General features: G+C 73.7%; 20 protein-coding genes. 11 read left to right on the top strand and 9 right to left on the bottom strand.

Annotated elements, in window-relative coordinates; all coding sequences use genetic code 11:
* Positions 1 to 21: 21 nt before the first annotated feature.
* From CK485_RS13375 to CK485_RS13360, 4 genes are all read left to right on the top strand, one after another.
* Entirely contained in the window at positions 22 to 1,032 is a 1,011-nt protein-coding gene (locus tag CK485_RS13375; RefSeq protein WP_109450216.1) for a ketoacyl-ACP synthase III, read from the top strand.
* Positions 1,033 to 1,104: 72 nt separating this feature from the next.
* Positions 1,105 to 1,353, top strand: a complete 249-nt coding sequence (locus tag CK485_RS13370; protein WP_109450214.1) for an acyl carrier protein — start codon at positions 1,105 to 1,107, stop codon at positions 1,351 to 1,353.
* A gap of 102 nt (positions 1,354 to 1,455) precedes the next feature.
* A complete protein-coding gene (gene fabF, locus CK485_RS13365) occupies positions 1,456 to 2,718 on the top strand; it encodes a beta-ketoacyl-ACP synthase II (protein WP_109450212.1) in 1,263 nt (420 codons plus the stop codon).
* A gap of 56 nt (positions 2,719 to 2,774) precedes the next feature.
* Positions 2,775 to 4,172 (top strand): carboxyl transferase domain-containing protein, encoded by a 1,398-nt coding sequence (locus CK485_RS13360; RefSeq protein WP_109450210.1) that lies wholly within the window; start codon positions 2,775 to 2,777, stop codon positions 4,170 to 4,172.
* Positions 4,173 to 4,298: 126 nt separating this feature from the next.
* On the opposite strand, the gene CK485_RS13355 is transcribed toward CK485_RS13360, so the two are convergent.
* A complete protein-coding gene (locus tag CK485_RS13355; protein WP_109450208.1) occupies positions 4,299 to 5,186 on the bottom strand; it encodes an NAD(P)-dependent oxidoreductase in 888 nt (295 codons plus the stop codon).
* 53 nt (positions 5,187 to 5,239) lie between these two features.
* The gene (locus CK485_RS13350) at positions 5,240 to 5,734 is read right to left on the bottom strand and encodes a DUF3145 domain-containing protein (protein ID WP_109450206.1); all 495 of its coding nucleotides are present in this window, start codon (positions 5,732 to 5,734) and stop codon (positions 5,240 to 5,242) included.
* Positions 5,735 to 6,020: 286 nt separating this feature from the next.
* Between CK485_RS13350 and CK485_RS13345 the strand changes: the two genes are divergently transcribed.
* From CK485_RS13345 to CK485_RS13335, 3 genes are all read left to right on the top strand, one after another.
* Positions 6,021 to 6,923 (top strand): GDSL-type esterase/lipase family protein, encoded by a 903-nt coding sequence (locus tag CK485_RS13345; RefSeq protein ID WP_109450204.1) that lies wholly within the window; start codon positions 6,021 to 6,023, stop codon positions 6,921 to 6,923.
* Positions 6,924 to 7,151: 228 nt separating this feature from the next.
* Positions 7,152 to 8,408, top strand: a complete 1,257-nt coding sequence (locus tag CK485_RS13340; RefSeq protein ID WP_109450202.1) for an SLC13 family permease — start codon at positions 7,152 to 7,154, stop codon at positions 8,406 to 8,408.
* A gap of 6 nt (positions 8,409 to 8,414) precedes the next feature.
* Positions 8,415 to 8,996, top strand: a complete 582-nt coding sequence (locus CK485_RS13335) for a universal stress protein (RefSeq protein ID WP_109450200.1) — start codon at positions 8,415 to 8,417, stop codon at positions 8,994 to 8,996.
* Positions 8,997 to 9,034: 38 nt separating this feature from the next.
* Here CK485_RS13335 and CK485_RS13330 read toward each other — a convergent pair whose 3' ends face one another.
* On the bottom strand, positions 9,035 to 9,829 hold the full coding sequence (locus CK485_RS13330) for an HAD family acid phosphatase (protein ID WP_109450199.1): 795 nt from the start codon (positions 9,827 to 9,829) through the stop codon (positions 9,035 to 9,037).
* Between the two features lie 500 nt (positions 9,830 to 10,329).
* Between CK485_RS13330 and CK485_RS13325 the strand changes: the two genes are divergently transcribed.
* Entirely contained in the window at positions 10,330 to 10,974 is a 645-nt protein-coding gene (locus tag CK485_RS13325; RefSeq protein WP_241968330.1) for a TetR/AcrR family transcriptional regulator, read from the top strand.
* Positions 10,975 to 11,058: 84 nt separating this feature from the next.
* Here the strand turns inward: CK485_RS13325 and CK485_RS13320 are convergent, their stop codons facing one another.
* A complete protein-coding gene (locus CK485_RS13320) occupies positions 11,059 to 11,487 on the bottom strand; it encodes an organic hydroperoxide resistance protein (protein WP_109450195.1) in 429 nt (142 codons plus the stop codon).
* 126 nt (positions 11,488 to 11,613) lie between these two features.
* Complete coding sequence (locus tag CK485_RS13315) at positions 11,614 to 12,654, bottom strand: NADP-dependent oxidoreductase (protein ID WP_109450193.1); 1,041 nt, start codon at positions 12,652 to 12,654, stop codon at positions 11,614 to 11,616.
* A gap of 126 nt (positions 12,655 to 12,780) precedes the next feature.
* Between CK485_RS13315 and CK485_RS13310 the strand changes: the two genes are divergently transcribed.
* Complete coding sequence (locus CK485_RS13310) at positions 12,781 to 13,212, top strand: MarR family transcriptional regulator (RefSeq protein WP_241968329.1); 432 nt, start codon at positions 12,781 to 12,783, stop codon at positions 13,210 to 13,212.
* A 33-nt stretch (positions 13,213 to 13,245) separates the two neighbouring features.
* On the opposite strand, the gene CK485_RS13305 is transcribed toward CK485_RS13310, so the two are convergent.
* Both CK485_RS13305 and CK485_RS13300 read right to left on the bottom strand, forming a co-directional pair.
* Entirely contained in the window at positions 13,246 to 13,521 is a 276-nt protein-coding gene (locus CK485_RS13305; protein ID WP_109450189.1) for a GlsB/YeaQ/YmgE family stress response membrane protein, read from the bottom strand.
* Between the two features lie 153 nt (positions 13,522 to 13,674).
* A complete protein-coding gene (locus CK485_RS13300) occupies positions 13,675 to 14,961 on the bottom strand; it encodes an MFS transporter (protein WP_241968328.1) in 1,287 nt (428 codons plus the stop codon).
* 221 nt (positions 14,962 to 15,182) lie between these two features.
* On the opposite strand from CK485_RS13300, the gene CK485_RS13295 reads away from it, so the two are divergent.
* Positions 15,183 to 15,911, top strand: coding sequence for a class F sortase (locus CK485_RS13295; RefSeq protein ID WP_109450185.1), 729 nt, complete (start codon positions 15,183 to 15,185; stop codon positions 15,909 to 15,911).
* A 218-nt stretch (positions 15,912 to 16,129) separates the two neighbouring features.
* Positions 16,130 to 18,688, top strand: coding sequence for a phosphatidylglycerol lysyltransferase domain-containing protein (locus CK485_RS13290; protein ID WP_109450183.1), 2,559 nt, complete (start codon positions 16,130 to 16,132; stop codon positions 18,686 to 18,688).
* Here the strand turns inward: CK485_RS13290 and CK485_RS13285 are convergent.
* Positions 18,654 to 19,235, bottom strand: coding sequence for a MarR family winged helix-turn-helix transcriptional regulator (locus CK485_RS13285; protein WP_109450181.1), 582 nt, complete (start codon positions 19,233 to 19,235; stop codon positions 18,654 to 18,656). The two genes, CK485_RS13290 and CK485_RS13285, sit on opposite strands and share 35 nt — an antisense overlap.
* Positions 19,236 to 19,337: 102 nt before the next feature.
* Complete coding sequence (locus tag CK485_RS13280; RefSeq protein WP_275124617.1) at positions 19,338 to 20,741, bottom strand: MFS transporter; 1,404 nt, start codon at positions 20,739 to 20,741, stop codon at positions 19,338 to 19,340.
* Between the last annotated feature and the right edge of the window lie 302 nt (positions 20,742 to 21,043).

Genomic DNA, 21,043 nt, shown 5'->3' with positions numbered 1-21,043 from the left:
AATAAGACTGAGGAGCCCCGCATGTCCGCGAAGATCAAGCCGAGCCAGGGCGCGCGTCACGCCCGGATCCTCGGCGTCGGCGGCTACCGGCCGACCCGTGTGGTGCCCAACGAGGAGATCCTTCGGTACATCGACTCCTCCGACGAGTGGATCCGGTCGCGTTCCGGCATCGTCACCCGGCACTGGGCGGGCCCGGACGAGACGGTCGCCGAGATGTCGGTCGAGGCGGCCGGCAAGGCCATCGCGGACGCGGGGCTGGCCCCCGAGGACATCGGCGCGGTCATCGTGGCGACGGTCTCGCACTTCAAGCAGACCCCGGCCGTCGCCACGGAGATCGCGCACCGGGTCGGCGCCGGCACGCCGCCCGCGTTCGACATCTCCGCCGGCTGCGCGGGCTTCACCTACGGCCTGTCGCTGGCCAAGGGCATGGTCACCGACGGTTCGGCGCAGTACGTGCTGGTCATCGGCGTGGAGCGGCTGAGCGACCTGACCGACAAGGAGGACCGGGCGACCGCCTTCCTGTTCGGCGACGGCGCGGGCGCGGTCGTGGTGGGGCCGTCCGACGAGCCCGCGATCGGCCCGGTGATCTGGGGCTCCGAGGGCGACAAGGCGGAGACCATCAAGCAGACCCTGCCGTGGGACGTCTACCGCGAGGGCCGGCCGGACGAGGTGCGGTTCCCGGCCATCACCCAGGAGGGCCAGGCGGTCTTCCGATGGGCCGTCTTCGAGATGGCCAAGGTGGCCCAGCAGGCGCTGGACGCCGCGGGTGTCACCGCCGACCAGCTGGACGCGTTCATCCCGCACCAGGCGAACATGCGCATCATCGACTCGATGATCAAGGCGCTGAAGCTGCCGGAGCACGTCGCGGTCGCCCGTGACATCGAGACCACCGGCAACACCTCGTCGGCGTCGATCCCGCTGGCGATGGAGCGGCTTCTCGCCACCGGTCAGGCCAAGAGCGGCGACACGGCCCTCGTCATCGGCTTCGGGGCGGGTCTGGTGTTCGCGGCCTCGGTCGTTACCCTCCCCTAGGCACAAGATCCCGGCGACCCGCAGTTCCGCGGGTCGCACGACCACCGAGCAACACATCGAAGGAGCGCCAACATGGCCGCCACTCAGGAAGAGATCGTCGAGGGTCTCGCGGAGATCGTCAACGAGATCGCCGGCATCCCGACCGAGGACGTCCAGGTCGACAAGTCCTTCACGGACGACCTGGACGTGGACTCGCTGTCGATGGTCGAGGTCGTCGTCGCCGCCGAGGAGCGCTTCGACGTCAAGATCCCGGACGAGGACGTCAAGAACCTCAAGACCGTCGGCGACGCTGCCGACTACATCCTCAAGCACCAGGACTGAGGGACGCCCCCCAGTCGCACCTCGTAGGCCGACGCGTCTGTCGCCACCCCGACGGGTGGTACGCGTTTGCTTCACCCTCGAAACGTGGAGACAAGAATTCCTGTGAACTCGACCAATCGCACCGTGGTCGTCACCGGTATCGGCGCAACCACACCCCTGGGTGGCGACAGCGCATCGACCTGGGAAGCCCTGCTGGCCGGCCGGTCCGGGGTGACCCCGCTGGAACAGGACTGGGCGGAGCAGCTGCCGGTCCGCATCGCGGCGCAGATCGCCGTGGAGCCCGGTGAGGTCATTGCCCGGCCGCAGGCCCGCAAGCTGGACCGCTCGGCGCAGTTCGCGCTGATCGCGGCCCGTGAGGCGTGGGCGGACGCGGGCTTCTCCGGCAAGGCGGGCGAGGACGCGTCGGTCGACCCGGACCGCCTGGGCACCGTGGTGGCCTCCGGCATCGGTGGCGTGACCACCCTGCTGGGGCAGTACGACATCCTGCGGGAGCAGGGCGTGCGGAAGGTCTCCCCGCACACCGTGCCGATGCTGATGCCCAACAGCCCGGCGGCCAACGTCGGCATCGAGCTGAACGCCCGCGCCGGGGTGCACACCCCGGTCAGCGCCTGCGCGTCGGGCGCCGAGGCGATCGGTTACGCCGTGGAGATGATCCGCACCGGCCGCGCCGACGTCGTGGTGGCGGGCGGCACCGAGGCGGCGATCCACCCGCTGCCGATCGCCGCGTTCGGCAACATGCAGGCGATGAGCAAGAACAACGACGACCCGCAGGGCGCCTCGCGCCCCTACGACGTCGACCGGGACGGCTTCGTGCTCGGTGAGGGCGCCGGCGTCGTCGTGCTGGAGTCCGCCGAGCACGCGGAGCGGCGCGGTGCCCGGGTGTACTGCGAGGCGCTGGGCCAGGGCGTGTCCGGCGACGCGCACCACATCGCGCAGCCGGAGCCCTCGGGCCGCGGCATCGCGGACGCGATCGGCAACCTGCTGGCGAACAACGACGTCAAGCCCGCCGAGATCACCCACGTCAACGCGCACGCGACGTCCACCCCGACCGGTGACGTCGGTGAGGTGAAGGCGCTGCGCTCGGTCTTCGGTGACGACCTCGACCACATGGCGGTCTCCGCCACCAAGTCGATGACCGGCCACCTGCTGGGCGGTGCCGGCGGCGTGGAGACCGTGGCGACGGTCCTCGCGTTGCACCACCGGGTCGCTCCGCCGACGATCAATATCAAGAACCTCGACCCCGGGGTCGACGCCGACATCGTGCGCGACCAGCCGCGCGAACTGCCGCACGGCACGATCACCGCGCTCAACAACTCGTTCGGCTTCGGCGGTCACAACATCGTGCTGGCCTTCCGCAGGAGCTGACCGGCACGGCAGCCGTAGCGTGACCGGCCCGGTGCCGGTCGTAGGAGGCCCGCAGCATGGCCGGACGACCACCGCGTGACAGCGATCCGCGCAATCCCCGGCTCAGGCTGCGGGCCCTTCTCGACGAGGGCGGCTACCAGGAGGTCTCCCCGTACGACGCCTCGGGGATGCTCGCCGCGATCGGCACGGCCGACGGCGTGAAGGTCGTCGCGTTCGCCTGCGACCCCACGGTGCAGGGCGGCGCGATGGGCGCGGACGGCTGCGACGTGGTGGTACGCGCCTACGACCGCGCGGTCGCGGAGAACTGCCCGGTGATCGGGATCTACCACTCCGGCGGCGCCCGGCTCCAGGAGGGCGTGGGATCGCTGCACGCGGTCGGACGGGTCTTCCAGGCGATGATCCAGGCGTCCGGGCGGGTGCCGCAGATCTCGGTGGTGCTGGGCGCGGCGGCGGGCGGCGCGGCCTACGGCCCGGCCCTGACCGACGTCGTGGTCCTGGCGCCCGAGGGCCGCATCTTCGTCACCGGCCCTGACGTGGTCCGCTCGGTCACCGGTGAGCGGGTGGACATGGCCCGGCTCGGCGGCCCTGAACCGCACGGCAGGCGTTCCGGCGTGGTGCACGTGGTGGCCGACTCGGAGGCGGACGCGCTGGCCGGGGCCCGCCGGCTGGCGGTGCTGCTCGGCGCGCAGGGCGAGGTGGACCCGCGGGCGGTGGACGACCGGCCGCTGGGCGGGCTGCTGCCGGACTCGCCGCGCCGCGCGTACGACGTGCACCCGCTGGCGGACGCGGTGCTGGACGTCCCCGGTCTTGAACTGCACCCGCGGTGGGCGCCGAACATGGTGACGACGCTGGGGCGGCTCGGTGGCCGCACGGTCGGCGTGGTCGCCAACAACCCGCTGCGGCTGGGCGGTTGCCTGGACTCGCTGTCGGCGGAGAAGGCGGCGCGGTTCGTGCGCACCTGCGACGCGTTCGGGGTGCCGCTGGTGGTGCTGGTGGACGTCCCCGGGTACCTGCCGGGCGTGGGGCAGGAGTGGGAGGGCGTGGTGCGGCGCGGCGCGAAGCTGCTGCACGCCTTCGGCGAGTGCGTGGTGCCGCGGATCACGCTGGTCACCCGCAAGTCGTACGGCGGTGCCTACATCGCGATGAACGCGCGCTCGCTGGGCGCGACCAGGGTGTTCGCCTGGCCGACGGCGCAGGTGGCGGTGATGGGCGCGGTGGCGGCGGTGCGAATCCTGCACCGCCGCAAGCTGTCGGAGGTCCCCGAGGAACTGCGCGAGCAGGTCGAGCTGGAGCTGGCCGCCGAGCACGAGATCGTGGCGGGCGGTCTGCCGAAGGCCATGGAACTGGGCGTCGTCGACGAGGTGATCGAGCCGGACGCGACCCGCTCCGCGCTGGCCCGCGCGATCGCCGGGGCCCCGCAGCGACGCGGGGCCCACGGCAACATCCCCCTGTGACACGGGAGTTGACGAGCCGTCACCTCACCGCGGCGGACGGTCTCACGGCGAGCGGGACGGAGGCGGCGGACCGCGACCGCCGCGCGCTCACCCGCCTGCTGGGCTGATCACCGTCCGCTGAGCCGATCAGCCGCCCGCCGGGCCCTCGAAGCTCGCGAAGTACGAGGCGGCGGCGTCCTGGTCGCCGTGACCCGCCTCGGAGGCGCGGGCCAGGCGGACGACGCCTGCCGGAGCGAGGTCCAGCCGCACGCCCGCGCCCTCGGCCGAGCGCTCGATCAGCCGGGCGTCCTTGGCGGCGGCGTCGACGGTGAAGTTCACCGAGTAGTCGCCGGTCAGGATCGCCTTGGCCTTCATCCGCAGGTAGCCCGAGTCCAGCGCGGTGTCCTCCAGGGCGGCGAGGAAGCGCTCGGGGTCCACGCCCAGCCCCTTGGCCAGCGCCAGCGACTCGGCGGTTCCGTTGATCACCGTGAGCACCCAGTTGTTGAAGACCAGCTTCAGTTTGCTGGCCGCGCCCGAGGCGGCCTCCTCGCCGAGCCAGTCGGTACGGCGGCCGATGGCGTCGAAGACCCGGTCGGCGACCGGGCGGGCCTCCTGGGGGCCGGCCGCCAGCACCTGCAACTCCCCCGCTTCCGCGGGCTGCTTGGTGCCCAGCACCGGGGCGTCCACGAAGAGCGCGCCGTGCTCCTCCGCGAGCGCGGCCAGCGGCGCCAGCCCTTCGGGGCCGACCGTGCTCGCCTGGAGCCACACCGCGCCCTCGCGCAGCCCGGGCGCGGCGGCCCGCATCGTCTCCAGCACGGTGGGCCCGTCGAGCAGCACGGTCAGCACGGCGTCGGCGCCGCGGACCGCGGCGGCCGGGTCGTCGGCCACGGTGGCGCCGTCGGCGGCGAGGGGCTCGGCACGGGAACGGGTGCGGTTCCACACCCGTACGTCGTGACCGGCCCTCAGGAGGGTGCGGGCCATGGCGGCACCCATGGTGCCGGTGCCCAGGACGGCGACGGTGATCGTGTCGGTCATGCGATCACGCTATGCCCCGGCGCCCGAGCCGGGTCAACGACACAGCCTGGTGCTCACACCACCTGGTGCAGCCAGCGCACCGGCGCGCCCTCGCCCGCGTACCGGAACGGCTCCAGCTCGTCGTCCCACGGCTTGCCCAGCAGCTTGGCGACCTCCGCCTCCAGGTCGGCCTCGCCGCGGCGTGCCCTGGCCAGCGCGGCGCGCAGCCGGTCCTCCGGGATGAGGATGTCGCCGTGCAGCCCGGTGACGGCGTGGAAGATGCCGAGCTCCGGTGTGCTGCTGTAGCGCTCGCCCTCGGCGTTGGCGCTGGGCTCGGCGGTCACCTCGAAGCGCAGCAGATGCCAGCCGCGCAGCGCGGACGCCAGCTTGGACGCCGTGCCGGAGTCGCCGTGCCAGGACAACTCGGCCCGCCAGGTGCCCGGCGAGGCGGGCTGGCGGATCCAGTCGAGGCTGACCCGCGCACCCAGCACTCCCGCGACCGCCCACTCGACGTGCGGGCACAGCGCGCGGGGTGCGGAGTGCACGTAAAGAACTCCACGTGTCGTCACCGGGACCTCCAGTGTGGGACGAGGTTCGCCTTCCCCAGCGGCCTCGTGCCCGGTCCGGTCATCTCGGGACAATGCCCGACATTCTGCACCATTCTTACCAAACGGGACAAGAACTGATCGCTCGTATTCAAACTTATGTCGATCACCCACTGTGCCACCGAGTTGAACCAATCGGTGTGACCGTGACGTGGCTGTCGAGGAAAAGCTACCGTGCGGCGCCCCTGGAGGAGTGACGTACCGTCGGGCTGACGCAGATATCACCCGGTCATCCGATGAGGGGGCGCATATGCGCGAGACACCGCGGCCCCGCCGCGAGCGCCGTCACCCGGCGCGGGCCGTCCGGCGACGGCGGGCCGGGCTCGTCGCCGCGGTGTGCGCCGCGCTGCTGGTGGTGGCCGGATGCGGGCCTTCCGGGCGTCCGGCGGCGAGCGGGTCACCCTCACCGAGCGGGCCGGCGTGGAACCCACGGCCCTCCTCCGTCGCCGCGCTCGGCGACTCCATCACCCGCGGCTTCGACGCCTGTTCGCTGCTGTCGGACTGCCCGGACGCCTCCTGGGCCACCGGCGACCGCTCCGGTGTCGACAGCCTCGCCACCCGGCTGCTCGCCTCGCCGGCCGGCCACACCTGGAACTTCGCGGTCAGCGGCGCCCGCGTCGACACCCTCGTCGACCAGGCACGCGAGGCCGCCGCGAAGCGCCCGGGGCTGGCGACCATACTGATCGGCGCCAACGACGCGTGCGCGGACTCGGTGGCGGCGATGACCCCGGTGGCCGACTTCAGGGCCCGGTTCGCCGACGCGCTGCGGGCACTGCGCACCGGCTCGCCGCACACCGAGGTGTACGTGGCGAGCGTGCCGGACCTGTACCGGCTGTGGTCGGTGGGCCGCTCCAGCGTGCTCGGCCGTTCCGTGTGGAACCTGGGCATCTGCCCGTCGATGCTGGCCGACCCCACGGGCACCACGGCCGCCGACACCACCCGCCGCGAGGCCGTGCGCGCCCGGGTGGCGGCGTACGACCAGGTGCTTCAGCAGGTCTGCGGCCAGTACCCGCTGTGCCGCTACGACGGCGGCGCGGTGCACGACGAGCCGTTCACCACGGCCGAGTTGAGCCCGTGGGACTGGTTCCACCCGAGCACCGAGGGGCAGGGGGAGCTGGCCAGGATCGCCTACGCGGGTGTCACCCGTAAGTGAGCACCGCGCGCCACCGGGCTGACGCGCGGCCCGGGGGCCCGGAAACAGGCCTTCCCGTGGGCCCTGACGGCGGACACGCGAGGGCGGGCGCGGCGCGGTGGCGCCCGCGTGTGACGATGGCCGTCCGACCCCTGTCCGGCCCGTGGTGACGGTCCGGCCTGTGATGACCGTCCGGTCCGTGGTGACGGTCCGGTCTGTGACGACGACGCGAACCCCGGGAGGCTCCTGGTGAACGGCGCGGGTGCCGAGGTGCTCTCCGTCGCCCTGCTGCTGGTGGTGCTGGCGTTCGCCGTGGTGCGGCCGCGCGGGCTGCCCGAGGCGGTGGCCGCGGTGCCCGCCGCGGTGGTGCTGGTGGCGGTCGGAGCGGTGCCGTGGCACGACGCCTGGACGCAGTTGCGCGGCCTGCTGCCGGTCGTCGGGTTCCTGGCCGCGGTGCTGGTGCTGGCCCAGCTCTGCGACGACGACGGGCTGTTCGGCGCGGCGGGCGATCTGGTGGCACGGGTGTGCGGCGAGCGCCCGGGGCGGCTGCTGGCCGGGGTCTTCGTCGTCGCGTCCCTGGTCACCGCCGTGCTCAGTCTGGACGCCACCGTGGTGCTGCTCACGCCGGTGGTGTTCGCCACGGCGGCCACGGCGGGGGCCAGGGCCCGGCCGCACGTGTACGCCTGCACCCATCTGGCGAACTCCGCCTCGCTGCTGCTGCCGGTGTCCAACCTGACGAACCTGCTGGCGTTCTCCGCGAGCGGGCTGTCGTTCGCCCGCTTCGCCGGGCTGATGGCACTGCCGTGGCTCGCGGCCATCGGTGTGGAGTACGGGGTCTTCCGGCGCTTCTTCCGGGCCGACCTCGCGGCCGGGGCGGGCGGCGGGCACCAGGCGGAACGCGTCGCGCCGCCGGTCTTCACCCTCGCCGTGCTGGGCTGCACGCTGGCCGGGTTCGTGGTGACCTCGTTCGCCGGGGTGAATCCGGCGTGGGCGGCGTTCGCCGGTGCGCTGGTGCTGGCCGTGCGGGCGCTGAGGCGGGGGCGGACCACGCCGGTCGAGGTGGTGAAGTCGGCCGGGCTGCCGTTCTGCCTGTTCGTGCTGGCCCTCGGCGTGGTGGTCAAGGCGGTGGTGGACAACGGGCTCGCCGACGGGCTGCGCGACGTGCTGCCCGGTGGCACCTCGCTGCCCGCGCTGCTGGGCGTCGCGGCGGTCGCGGCGGTGCTGGCCAACCTGATCAACAACCTGCCCGCGCTGCTGGCCCTGCTGCCGATCGTCTCGCCGGGCGGCGCGGCCCCGGTGCTCGCCGTCCTGCTCGGGGTCAACCTCGGGCCCAACCTGACGTACGTGGGCTCGCTGGCGACATTGCTGTGGCGGCGGGTGCTGCACGAGCACGACGAGCGTCCGGCGCTGGGCTCCTTCACCCTGCTGGGACTGCTGACCGTGCCTGCCACGCTGATCGCCGCGAGCGTGGCACTGTGGGTGTCGCTGACGACGATCGGAGGGTGAGCCGCCGTGGGGATCGTGATCTGGATCGCCGAGGGCACCTGGCCGGCCTGCGTCGACGCCGCCCGCGAACGGGCCCGCGACGACGAGGAGTTGACGCTCGCGCACGTCACCGACCCCGCTCCCGCGCAGGCCGCGCACGCGGTGTTCGGCGGACTGCTGGGACGCGGACGGGCCGGGCGCGACCCGGGGGCGCGGCTGGAGGAGCTGTCGGCGACCGCCGCCGGTGAGCTGCTGGACGCGGCGGCACGGCGGCTGGGCAGGCCCGCGCGGCGGCGGGAGCTGAGCGGCCGGGTCGAGCGGGAGATCGTGCGCGCTGCTGAGGGCGCCGACCTGCTGGTGTGCGCACGCGACGGCGACCGCGAGCGGCTGGGCCCGCACAGCCTCGGCCCCGCGACGCGGTTCGTGGTGGACCACGCGCCGTGCCCGGTGCTGCTGGTGTGGCCGCAGGCCGCGCCCGACGTGGACTCGCTCCCGGAGCCCCCGCCCAAGCCGCCAGGGCCGCACCATCCGCCCCCGGGCCCGCCCCCGCCCGAGCCCCCGCACCGCCCGGGCCCACCCCCGCCTCCCCCTGCCGCACCCGGGGTGTGACACGCCGTCACTCCCGGCGCGGCAGGGACGCGGGCGGTTCAGGGGATGTAGTACATCGGGTTCGGCAGCTTGAAGTCCTTGTCGGCGTAGCCGCCGGACAGGTCGCTGTACTGGTCGCCGAAGTTGGCCACGATGTCGTAGCCGAGCGACTCGATGTGCTCGCGGGTGCCGGACTTGTACTGGACGGTCGTGCAGGTCGCACCGCACGGCAGGTACGCGGGCGGGTTCGTGGGGTTCTTCAGGAAGAAGTGGCTCGCGTCGGCGGCCGGCTTGTAGCCCACCGCGGCCAGGTTGGCGGCGCTCGGCGCGCGCTGGGCCTCCGGACGGCCGGTGACGTAGAAGACCGTGACGCCCTGCTGGGCCGCCCAGTCGACCAGCCGCGTCATGCCGAAGACGGCCGGCATGGTCCTGGTGCGGATGTAGGTGTCGCTGGAGGCCGTGGTGTAGGCGAAGCCCACTTCCAGCTCGTAGTTGTAGGTCAGCAGCGTGGTGTCGTCCACGTCCAGGACGATCGCCGGCTTCTTGCCGTGGTCGTGCCGGACGGCCTGCCTCAAGTACGCCTTCGCCTTGGCCTCGACGCCCTCGACCTGCTGCGCGTACGGGGAGTTGGGCGACGCGTAGTGCTCGCCGTTGATGACCGTGTCGCCGTAGTAGGCCTCGATCTGGTCCTCGACCTTGGTGAGGTTCGGGATCTCCTTGTCGGAGCGCGGCACGGAGTTGTCGGCGGTGGCCGCTCCGGTGGCGAACAGCGCGGTCCCGGCGACCGCGGCGGCCGCGACGGCGGCGGTGGCCCGGCCGCGGCGGGTCGTCGGAAGGGGGCGAAGTCGGCGCATGGGAAGGCTCCTTCGGGGTGGCGGCCCCTGAGGGGATGTGACGGTGACGTGAACCTAGAGCCGTTGACCGTGGCAGGTCAAGGAGTGTCTACGCGGGTCGTCTACGCGCGTCAGCACGGGCAGGCCCGCAGCCCGTCCGAAGGGGGCGCACGAGAAAAGGGGCGGAGCGCGTCAGGACGCTCCGCCCCCGCGGACACGAGGCATACCTCGGCGTCCTCGCGCCACGCTCGGGACCGCCGCCGCGCGGGCGGACGGCCACCGTTACCCATGGACCGTAGCCCCCTCCTCCCCCATGCTCAAATCCGCTTCGGTGCAGGTGAGTTGGGGTACGGAGTCCCCTTCACCGCCGCCGGGGTCAGACAACGATGTCGGACAGAACGGCCGGTAGGCGCCGGTTGCGGGCCGTCGCCCCTTTTCGCAGGGAGCGTCACGTTGTGCCAGGGCCGGGTGGATGCCATGACGCCGCGCGGATCCACCCGGGACCCCCTAGGCTCTCGACCGTGACCGCGAAGAGCCCGGACGGGCGCCGCGGGGGCCGGACCGCACGGTCCGAGGACCGGCGCGCCGAGATCGTCGAGGCCGCGCTCGCGGTGCTTGCCGAGCGCGGCTACCGCGGCACGACCCTGGGTGCCGTGGCGGACCGCGTCGGCCTGACGCAGCAGGGGCTGCTGCACTACTTCCCCACCAAGGAGGCGCTGCTGGCAGCCGTGCTGGACGCGTCAGGCCAGTGGGACCTCACCGCCGCCGCGCTGCGCGGGACGGGCTGGCCGCTGGAGATGCTGGCCTCGCTGGTCGAGTACCACGCGACCCGGCCCGCCCTGGTCAGGACCTACACCGTGCTCGCCGCCGACAGCGTCACCGCGCGCCATCCGGCCCGCGCCTTCTTCCGGCGCCGCTACCGCCGGGCCCGGGAGGGCGGCGCGAACGCGCTGCGGGAGGAGTACGGGCAGCGGCTGGCGGGCGGCCTGACCCCGGAGCGGGCGGCGCCGCTGCTGGCGGCGGTGCTTGACGGCCTCCAGCTCCAGTGGCTGCTGGACCCGGAGTCGGTGGACATGGCGGTGGCCTTCCGCGACTTCCTCAGGCTGCTGGACCCGGGCGCCGCGGACGGGACGAGCCCCGCGCGGACCGCGGGTAAGGGCGAATGAGACGCGAACGCCCGCCCCGGAGCGCGCCGTTGAGCGGCGTCCGGGACGGGCGTTAGTCGCGAAGCGAGTGATCCTGACGAGGCGTCAGGCCACGGAGAGCTTCACCTCGATGTTGCCACGGGTGGCGTTGGAGTACGGGCAGACCTGGTGCGCCTTCTCCACCAGGGCCTGGGCGGTGGCGGCGTCCACGTTCGGGATGGACGCGGAGATCTCGACGGTGAGGCCGAAGCCGCCCGCCTCGGTCTTGCCGATGCCGACCTTCGCGGTCACCGTCGAGCCGGAGATGTCGGCCTTCTCCTGCCGGGCGACGACGCCCAGCGCGCCCTGGAAGCAGGCGCTGTAGCCGGCGGCGAACAGCTGCTCGGGGTTGGTCCCCGCGCCGCTGCCGCCCATCTCCTTGGGCGGGTTGACGACCACGTCGAGCTTGCCGTCATCGCTGGCGACGCGGCCGTCACGGCCGTTCTCCGCGGTGGCCACGGCGGTGTACAGGACGTCTACGGACTGGATGGACATACGGGATGATCCTCCTGAGATGCGTCGCGACTCGCGCCCACGGTCGCGGCGGTCGGATGAAGCGTAAGCGAGCGGGGGCGGGCGGACGCAACACACCCCCGGTGCCGATCGCGGACGGCGCCGGTCTCAGGCGTCGAGGCGGACGACCATCTTGCCGGTGTTCTCGCCGCGCAGCAGGCCGAGGAAGGCGTCCACGGCGTGGTCGATGCCGTCGACCACGGTCTCCCGGTAGCGCAGGCTGCCGTCCCGCAGCCAGCCGCCGACCTCGTCGACGAACTGGTCCTTGAGGTCGGCGTGGTCCCCGACGAGCAGGCCCTCCAGGCGCAGCCGCTTGCCGATGACCATGGCGAGGTTGCGCGGGGCGGCGGGCGGCTCTGTGGCGTTGTACTGCGCGATCATGCCGCAGATCGCGGCGCGCCCGTGCACCTTCAGGGAACTGATCGCCGCTTCCAGGTGCTCGCCGCCGACGTTGTCGAAGTAGACGTCGATGCCGTCCGGGGCGGCCTGCCTGAGCTGGTCGCGCACGGGGCCGTTCTTGTAGTTGAACGCGGCGTCGAAGCCGTACTCCTCGACGAGCACCTTGACCTTCTCGTCGGAGCCGGCCGAGCCGATGACCCGGGAGGCGCCCTTGAGCTTCGCGATCTGGCCGACCTGGCTGCCGACCGCTCCGGCCGCGCCGGAGACGAAGACCGCGTCGCCCTCCTGGAAGGCGCCGACCCGCAGCAGACCGGCGTACGCGGTCAGGCCGGGCATGCCCAGCACGCCGAGGTAGGCCGACAGCGGCGCGACGTCCGGGTCGACGGCGGTGGCGTGCCGGGCGTCGAGCACCGCGTACTCGCGCCAGCCGAGCCCGTGCAGCACGTGGTCGCCGACCGCGACGCCCTCGGCCTCGGAGGCGACGACCACGCCGACCGCCCCGCCGTCCATGGGGGCGTCCAGCCGGAAGGGCGGCACGTAGGACTTGACGTCGTTCATCCGGCCGCGCATGTATGGGTCGACCGACATGAAGAGGTTGCGCACCGCGATCTGGCCGGGGCCGGGGGCGGGCACCTCGGCCTCGCGCAGCGCGAAGTCACCGGGGACGGGCCAGCCGTCGGGGCGGGCGACCAGGTGCCATTCGCGGCCGGTGGCGGGGAGCTGGGGGTGTGCGGGTGCGGACGCGGACATCGGGGGGCATCTCCTTGCTTCTTCGGCACTTGCAGGCAGTTCCGGGTACCACCAGGTACTTCACTAACTGAACTAACCATGCACCTGGATATTTCATGATGTCAAGCAAGTGGGTAGACTGACCCCATGACCGCACCGGCCCCCGCCCCCATGGACCCCCTCACGCTGGAGGTCGTCGAACTGATCGGCACCGTCGTGGCGCGCTACTACGAGGAGTACGACACGGCGGCGGCCCGGCACCAGCTCACCGGCGCCCAGGCGCGCGTGCTCGGGCTGCTGTCCCGCGAGCCGATGCCGATGCGGCGGATCGCCGAGCAGCTCAAGTGCGAGCCGTCCAACGTCACCGGCATCGTGGACCGCCTGGAGGCGCGCGGCCTGGTGGAGCGGCGCCCCGATCCGGCCGACCGCCGCGTCAAGCTCGCCGCCGCCACCGACACCGGCAAGGACACCGCCACCCGCCTGCGCGCCTCCCTGGGCTTCGCCCGCGAGCCCCTGGCCGCCCTGTCCGAGCACGACCGCACGACGCTGCGCGACCTGCTGCGGCAGATGCTGGGCTGACCGGCCGGGGACGCGTCCCCGGCGATCCCGGCGTCAGCCGCGCCGCGAGCGGGAGTTGCCGAAGAAGATGCGGTAGAGGATCAGCAGGACCAGCGAACCGACGATGGCCGAGCCCCAGCTGCGGGCGTCGAAGAAGGTGTGCTGCACCGGGCGGTGCAGGAAGTGCATGGACAGCCAGCCGCCCACGAACGCCCCCGCGATGCCGATGAGGGTGGTGCCGACCAGGCCGCCCGGGTCCCGCCCGGGCAGCAGGATCTTGGCGATCGCCCCGGCGATCAGCCCCAGGAGGATCCAGCCGATGATGCCCACGTCTTCGTCCCGCCTTCCGTGCGGACCGGGCCGGTCGCCCTGGTCCTTCAACCGCCTACACCCGGTCAGACGCCCCCGCGTCGAACGCGGTTGCGTAGCCAGTTGTGCCCACGGTCGGCCCGTTCACGCCTGGCCGGCCCAGATCGTTCCAGGTCACGCCTGTGGATCGCGTGCGTCGTAGCGCGCGAAGCCCCGCCACCGCAGCGCCAGCAACGCCAGCACCAGCAGGCAGGCCAGCCCCCCGCAGAACACCGTGGTGGACGGCGAGGTCAGGTCGGCCGCGGAGCCCGCGAGGAAGTCGCCCAGCCGCGGTCCGCCCGCGACCACCACGATGAACACGCCCTGCAGGCGACCGCGCATCCGGTCCGGGGTGGCCGCCTGGAGCATCGTGGAGCGGAAGACCATCGAGACGGTGTCGGCGGCGCCCGCGACCGCGAGGAAGAACAGCCCCAGCCACAGTTGCCGGGTCAGCCCGAACACCGCGATCGCGGCGCCCCAGGCGGCCACGGCGCACAGGATCGCCCGCCCGTGCCTGCGCACCCGCCCCAGCCAGCCGGAGAACAGCCCGCCGAGCACCGAGCCGACCGCGGGCGCCGCGACCAGCAGGCCGACCGTCTTGGCGTCGCCGCCGTACCACAGCGCCGCGATCGCCGGGAAGAGCGCGCGCGGCTGGGCCAGCACCATCGCGGCCAGGTCCACGAAGAACGTCATGCGCAGGTTGGGCCGGGTGGCCAGGAAGCGCAGCCCGTCCACGACCGAGGCCCGGCGCGGCGCGGCACCGTCCCGCTCGCCGTGGTCCGGGCGCATCGCGGGCAGCCGCCACATCGCGTAGAGGGAGGCGCCGAACGCCACCACGTCGACCAGGTAGGCGGCCTGATAACCCCACAGGCCGACGATGATGCCGCCGAGGCTGGGTCCCACCATCAGGCCGAGGTTGGAGGTCAGCGAGTTGAGCGCGTTCGCCGCCGGCAGCTGCTCGGGCGGCAGCAGCCGGGGGATCATGGAGCTGCGGGCCGGGGAGTTCATGGCGAAGCAGACCGCCTGGAGGGCCACGACCGAGTACAGGAGCCAGACGTGGTGGTAGTGCGCGAGCGCCGCTCCCGCCAGGACCACCGACATCACGCTCGCCCCGGTCGCGCTGACCAGGCCGAGCTTGCGGCGGTCGAGGGTGTCGGCGATGGCGCCGCCGTACAGCCCGAAGACGACCAGCGGCACCAGCGAGCACAGCCCGACCAGGCCGACCGCGAAGGTCGACCTGGTGATCGCGTAGACCTGGAGCGAGACCGCGAGGGCGGTCATCTGCTGGCCCATCCAGGAGATGGTGTTGCCGAACCACAGCCGCCGGTAGTCGACCGAGGTGCGCAGGGGCGTGAGGTCGGCGAACAGGCGGCGGCGTGCGGGGGCCGGGCCTGGCTGCGGAGCGGGCTTGCCCGGACTCACGTCCCGGCTGGGTATCGGTGGCACACCGAACGGTAACAAGCGCCCGGTGGGTGTGCTCCGTACGGGTCGGTCATCGCTCGCCGTCCGCCGTGTCGTGTGATCCCCTGTCAGATGAGGCGAACATCGGACATAACGTCATCACGTGCGCGCCGTGTTCGCCGTCCGGCGTCCAGCCGTACCGACCGCCGTGCCGCGCAACCGTCGTCGAAAGGCCGCCGACCATGCCGTCCACCCCGCGCCCCTGGCCCTACGGACCCGGCGAACCCCAGCAGACGGACGATCCGCCCGGCACCGGCCGCCCCCGTCGCGCCCCCCGGGCCGTCATCGCCTTCTCGGCCGCCGCGCTGCTCGCCGGGGCCTGGCTGCTGCACAACGGCACCGAGACCTCGCAGCCGCCCGCCCCGACCGCAGCCCAGGCGGTGGGCGCCCCCTCCCCGGGCCACGGCGCCCCGGCGGCCTCCGCCTCGCCGAGCCCGAGCGTCGCGCCGCTGCCGTACTCGCTGCCGGAACGGGTGCGCATCCCGGCCATCAAGGTGGACGCGCCGCTGATGAAGCTGGGCGTGGACGCGAGCAATCAGCTCCAGGTGCCGCCGGAGGCCGACAAGAACCTGGCCGGCTGGTACGACGGCGGCCCCGCGCCGGGCGAGAAGGGCGCCGCGGTGCTCGCCGGCCACGTGGACAACCTCAAGGGCCCGGCCGTCTTCTACGACCTCGGCTCGCTGCACAAGGGCAACACCGTCGAGGTCACCCGCGCCGACAAGCACGTCGCGGTCTTCACCGTCTACGGCGTCAACGCCTACGAGAAGAAGGACTTTCCCGACGCCAAGGTCTACGCCGACACCCCCACGCCGGAGCTGCGCCTGATCACCTGCGGCGGCGGCTTCTCCAAGGCCACCCGCAGCTACCTGGGCAACGTCGTGGTGTACGCGAAGCTGACGTCCGTGAAGTAGCCGCGCGCGCCGTCCCGCGCCCATCCGCCGCCGCACGCACCCCGTGCCGCCGCACGCACCGCACGCCGTCGCGGACCGCCACGCGACGCCGCTCGGGCGTTCGCGTCGCCCCGGGTGCGAAGCTGTCGTTGACCAGGGGCGGCCCGCCGTGGCCGCCCCTCCGACGGCGGACGACCGCCGCTGCCGCGACGACGACGACGACGAGGTGACGCGTACCCATGTGGGAGTGGCTGGCGCACGGCTACCAGACCCGGATCGTGGACACCGGGCGTGAGCCGCTGTTCCTGCTGCTCGTCGGCCTGCTCGGGTCGTTCCTGTTCATCCGCTTCAGCGTGCGGATGATCCGCCGCGGGGTGAGCTGGTGGCCGGGGAACGTCCAGCCCGGCGGGCTCCACATCCACCACGTGGTCTTCGGCCTTGCCGGGATGCTGGTCGGGGGCATCGGCTCCTTCGCGCTGCGCGGCGAGGCGCGGACGGGGCACGACCTGCTGGGGCTGCTGTTCGGCATCGGGTGCGGGCTGGTGCTCGACGAGTTCGCGCTCGTGCTGCACCTGGAGGACGTCTACTGGCGCGAGGAGGGCCGCCAGTCGGTGGACGCGGTGATCCTCGCGGTCACCGTGATCGGGCTGCTGCTGCTCGGGGTGACCCCGCTGGGCGGCTTCACCGGCTCGCTGCTGACTCGGACCGTCGCCATCGGGGTGCTGCTGGCGCTGGTGGTGATCAGCCTGCTCAAGGGCAAGCTGTGGACCGGCTTGTTCGGGCTGTTCCTGGTGCTGCCCGCGTTCTTCGGCGCGATCCGGCTGGCCCGCCCGGCGAGCCCCTGGGCGCGCTGGCGCTACTACTCGCGGCCGCGCAGGCTCGCCCGGGCCGAGCGCCGCGAGCAGCGGGTGCACGGGCGGCTGGACGCGGCCCGCCGCAAGGTCTACAACGCGGTCGCCGGGGCGCCGCACCTGGAGAGCCCGCGGCCCGCGCCGTCCAGGCGCCCGGCACCACCGAGGGTGTCGCTGGCCGACCTGCCGCCGACCCGGGCCGAGCGGCTCCTGCGCCCGCTGGCGGAGCCGTGCGCGGTCGCCGTCGTGTGGTACCTGCGGCTGGCCGCCGCGCTGGACGTGCTCACCGGGCTGATCGCTCCGTTCCGCGACCGCATCTACCGGGCCGACAGCGGGGACCTGTTCACCCCGTTCCTGGTGACCGCGGGCTTCACCGCGGCGCTGGTGGCCAGCCTGCTCGCGGTCATGCTGCGGCGCCGCAAGCGCGCCGCGTGGCTGATCACCTTCACGCTGGCGGGGCTGAACGCGCTGGTGTACTGGGGGGCGCTGCTGGTGCTGCCGGACGCCCGGCAGCACGTGATCAACTGGGTCTCGGCGGGGCTGACCAGCGCGGTCGCCGTGGCGCTGGTGATCGCCCGGCCGGCCTGCCAGGTACGCGGGGAGCGCGGCAACATCCCGCTGGGGATCGGCTGGTTCGTGCTGGGCGGGGTGCTGGCCGCCGGGCTCGGCACCGTGCTGGTGCACGGGACGGACACCGAACCGGCCGCGTCCTGGACGGACTGCCTGCGCTACGCGCTGCTGCGGGTCTTCACCCTCTCCACGCTCTTCGAACTGCCCGACATCACCGTCCCCGGCTGGATCGACCTGCTGATCAACGTGCTCAGCGTGGCGCTGCTGCTCCAGGTGCTGCGCGCGTTCTTCCGCAGCCCGCGCGGCCGGGCCCGGCTGGGGCCGGACGACGAGGACAGGCTGCGCGGGCTGCTCGCCCGGTTCGGCGCGGACGACTCGCTCGGCTATTTCGCGCTCCACCGGGACAAGGCGGTCGCCTGGTCGGCGGGCCAGGAGGCCGGCGTGACCTACCGGGTGGTCAACGGGGTCGCGCTGGCCTCCGGCGACCCGGTGGGCGACCCGGCGGCCTGGCCAGCCGCGATCGGCGTCTGGCTGCGCACCGCGCGCACCCACGGCTGGGTGCCCGCGGTGACCGGGGCGAGCGAGCGGGCGGCCGGCGCGTTCGAACGCGCCGGGATGAGGGTGCTGGCGTTCGGCGACGAGGCGGTGACCACCGTCGCGGACGTCGACCTGACCGCGCCCGAGGCCCGCACGCTGCGTGCCGCCCGCGAGGAACTGCTGGCGGCCGGCTACTCGGTGACGGTGCGACGGCACCGGGAGGTGACCCGGGAGGAGATGGACGGCCTGGTCCACCTGGCCGACGCCTGGCGCAACGGCGCGGTGGACCGCGGCTTCACCATGGCGCTGGGCAGGATGGGCGACCCGGCCGACGGCGCCTGCGTGATCGTCGAGTGCCGCGACCCCAACGACCGCACCTGCGCCCTGCTGGACCTGGTGCCGTGGGGCGGCGGCGCCGGCCTCTCGCTGGACCTGATGCGGCGTGAACGGGAGTCGCCGGACAGCGTCTTCGCGCTGATGCTGACCGAACTGCTGCTGCGGGCGCGTGCGGGCGCCGATCCGGTGGCGGACGTCGAGCGGATCGCGCTCAACTTCACCGTCTTCCACGCCCCCGTGACGTACGGCCAGGGCCTGGGCACCGGGTTCGTCTTCCGGGTGCACCGGCTCATCGTGCGGCTGCTGTCGCCGCGCCGCGGCCTTGAGGGGGTGCACCGGGACAACGCCGGGCTGCGCCCGCGCTGGCAGCCGCGCTTCCTGCTCTACGAGCGGCCCACCGAGCTGCCCCGCATCGCGGTCGCCAACGCGGGCGCGGAGGGCGTGCTGACGGCGCGCCGGATGCGGCGGTTCAGCCCCGCGGCGCGGGCGGATCAGCGGGGGTAGGAGAGCCGGACGCGGCTCGCGGGCCGTCCGGCGCGGCGGTGGCCGGGCCGTCCGGGGCTCCGGTGTCGTCGAGGTGCTCCGCGAGGCGGAAGAGGGCGGGCAGCGCGGAGCGGACGATCGCGCGGTCGTGGGCGTCCAGCGCGTCCAGGGCCGCGTCCAGGCGGCGTTCGTGGGCCCGCGCCCAGGCGGTGAGCTGGTCGCGGCCCGCATCGGTCAGCGTGACGGCGGACGCCCTGCGGTCGGCGGGGTCGACGGCGCGGGCCACCAGGCCCGAGGTGATCATCTGGCCGATGAGCCCGCTGACGGTGCTGGTCGCCAGCCGCTGCCGGGCGGCGAGGTCGCCGATGCGGGCGGGCGAGTGCTCGGCGAGCACCTGGAGCAGTTCGACCTGGGCCATGGGCAGCGTCTCCCACGGGTAGTCGGTGCGGATCGAGGCGCGCAGCGCCCTGCGCAGCCGGGTGACGACCTCGGTCAGCAGGCGGGCGTCGGGCCCGCCGCGCCCGGGGGCCGCGGGGTTCGGGTCGTCGGGGTGGTGCGGGGTCGGCATGGCACGACCATAGTCGGCGGGCCGCGCGGGCCGGGCCACCGTCCGGAACGCGGACCGGGCACGGCGGGCCACCGTCCGGAACGCGGACCTGCGAGCGGCCGGTCAGCGTCCGGTACGCGGTCCGAGGGCCGCCGCCACCAGCGCCGCTCCGCCCGCCGCCAGCAGCACGACCAGCGCTCCGGTGGCCGAGGTCAGGTGCAGGGCGAGCGTCACCAGCGCGACGCCCAGTGCGGTGCCCAGGCCCCGGGCCATGTTGACCAGGCCGCCGCCGGTCCCGGAGGAGCCGGCCGGTATCGCGCTCATGATCAGGGTGTTGTTGGCCGGGGTGAACAGCCCGAGTCCGAGGCCCAGCACCGCGAGCGCCGCCGTCAGCGTGCCGAGGGCGGCCGGGCCGGTGGCGGCGAGCCAGGCGAGGGCGGCCACGCACACGCCCGCGCCCAGCAGGCAGCGGGTGCGGTCCGGCAGGCCGCGCGGCAGCACCCGGTCGGCGCCGGTGGCCGCGGCCGCGAACCCGGCGGGCAGCGCCGTCAGCACCACCCCCGCGGTCAGCTCGCTGCGCCCCGCCGCCGTCAGCGCGGCCGGCACCAGCACCAGCGGCCCGAAGAGCACCAGGTAGCCGAAGAGCGCCCCCGCCAGACCGGTGGAGACCGCCCGGCGCCGCAGCAGCCCGAGGTCGAGCAGCGGTGCGGCGGCCCGGCCCTGCCGTACGGCGAAGCCCCACCCGGCCGCCACCGCGGCGGCGAACAGCGTGCCGACCGCCCAGCCCGGCACCCGCAGGCCCGAGGCCGCCGAGACGCCCAGCAGCCCGGCGGTGGTGGCCGGCGCGAGCAGGGCCAGGCCCGGCCAGTCGAAGCCGGGCACCCGGTTGCGGGTGCGGGTCCTGGGCAGCAGGTAGTGCCCGGCGACCAGGGCGATCACGCCGATCGGCACGTTGATGCCGAAGACCCAGCGCCAGCCCAGGGTGGTCACCAGCGCGCCGCCGACCGTCGGGCCGAGGGCGAGCCCGAGCGCCTGGGCGGCGGCTTGCACGCCGAGCGCGGTGCGCATCCGCTCCCTGGGGGCGCTGGTGGCGACCAGGGCGACGCTGTTGGCCTGCATCATCGCGGCCCCGGCGGCCTGCACCACCCGGAAGACGACCAGCGCCGCCAGCGAGGGCGCGAGTCCGCAGGCCGCCGACGCGGCGGTGAAGACCACGAATCCGTACAGGTAGAACAGCTTGCGGCCGTGCGCGTCGGCCAGCCGCCCGACCGGGACCAGCAGGGCGACCAGGGTGATCAGGTAGGCCAGCGAGACCCATTCGACGGCGGCGGGCGAGGTGTGGAAGTCGCTGCCCAGACCGCGGTAGGTCAGGGTGACGATGCTGGCGTCGAGCTGGCCCATGAACGCGCCGAAGCAGACCGTGGTCACCGCCAGCCACCAGCCGCCGGGGCGCTCGCGTATCCGTGCGGGCCGGGGCCGCTCCTGGGTGAGCAGGGCGGTCAGCTGCCGTGCCGTGGCGCTCGCCACCGGTCCACCCGCCTTCCTGGTCCCGCGGCGGCCCGGGGTACGGCTGCCGCTCACCGAATACTCCGGTTCCAGAATACATCGGCTCCCGAACTATTCGGTGTCCGATGCGAGAATCCCGTGAGTACGGCGGCCTGACCGCGGGCGCACGGCCGCCGTAGCCCGCGGGAGGTGGGCGCCGGGCAGCGCACGGCCGCCGTACCCCGCGGGACGAGGGCGCCGGGTGACGATCGTCACGGAACGCGAACGGGTCACTTCGCTGTGGTGATCAGCCCGTCGATCTGCCGCGATACCGGCCAAATCCC

The organism is Streptomyces sp. ICBB 8177, from assembly GCF_003144095.1.
In the GTDB taxonomy this organism is placed as follows: Bacteria; Actinomycetota; Actinomycetes; order Streptomycetales; family Streptomycetaceae; genus Streptantibioticus_D.
The sequence above is the reverse complement of the archived record's forward strand: the minus strand, read 5'-3'. Positions and strand labels throughout refer to the sequence as shown.

Bases quoted from the DNA above. Each gene is read 5' to 3' on its own strand.
- CK485_RS13375 (WP_109450216.1), top strand. From the start codon at position 22: ATGTCCGCGAAGATCAAGCCGAGCCAGGGCGCGCGTCACGCCCGGATC.
- CK485_RS13370 (WP_109450214.1), top strand. From the start codon at position 1,105: ATGGCCGCCACTCAGGAAGAGATCGTCGAGGGTCTCGCGGAGATCGTC.
- CK485_RS13360 (WP_109450210.1), top strand. From the start codon at position 2,775: ATGGCCGGACGACCACCGCGTGACAGCGATCCGCGCAATCCCCGGCTC.
- CK485_RS13355 (WP_109450208.1), bottom strand. From the start codon at position 5,186: ATGACCGACACGATCACCGTCGCCGTCCTGGGCACCGGCACCATGGGT.
- CK485_RS13345 (WP_109450204.1), top strand. From the start codon at position 6,021: ATGCGCGAGACACCGCGGCCCCGCCGCGAGCGCCGTCACCCGGCGCGG.
- CK485_RS13330 (WP_109450199.1), bottom strand. From the start codon at position 9,829: ATGCGCCGACTTCGCCCCCTTCCGACGACCCGCCGCGGCCGGGCCACC.
- CK485_RS13320 (WP_109450195.1), bottom strand. From the start codon at position 11,487: ATGTCCATCCAGTCCGTAGACGTCCTGTACACCGCCGTGGCCACCGCG.
- CK485_RS13315 (WP_109450193.1), bottom strand. From the start codon at position 12,654: ATGTCCGCGTCCGCACCCGCACACCCCCAGCTCCCCGCCACCGGCCGC.
- CK485_RS13310 (WP_241968329.1), top strand. From the start codon at position 12,781: ATGACCGCACCGGCCCCCGCCCCCATGGACCCCCTCACGCTGGAGGTC.
- CK485_RS13295 (WP_109450185.1), top strand. From the start codon at position 15,183: ATGCCGTCCACCCCGCGCCCCTGGCCCTACGGACCCGGCGAACCCCAG.
- CK485_RS13290 (WP_109450183.1), top strand. From the start codon at position 16,130: ATGTGGGAGTGGCTGGCGCACGGCTACCAGACCCGGATCGTGGACACC.
- CK485_RS13285 (WP_109450181.1), bottom strand. From the start codon at position 19,235: ATGCCGACCCCGCACCACCCCGACGACCCGAACCCCGCGGCCCCCGGG.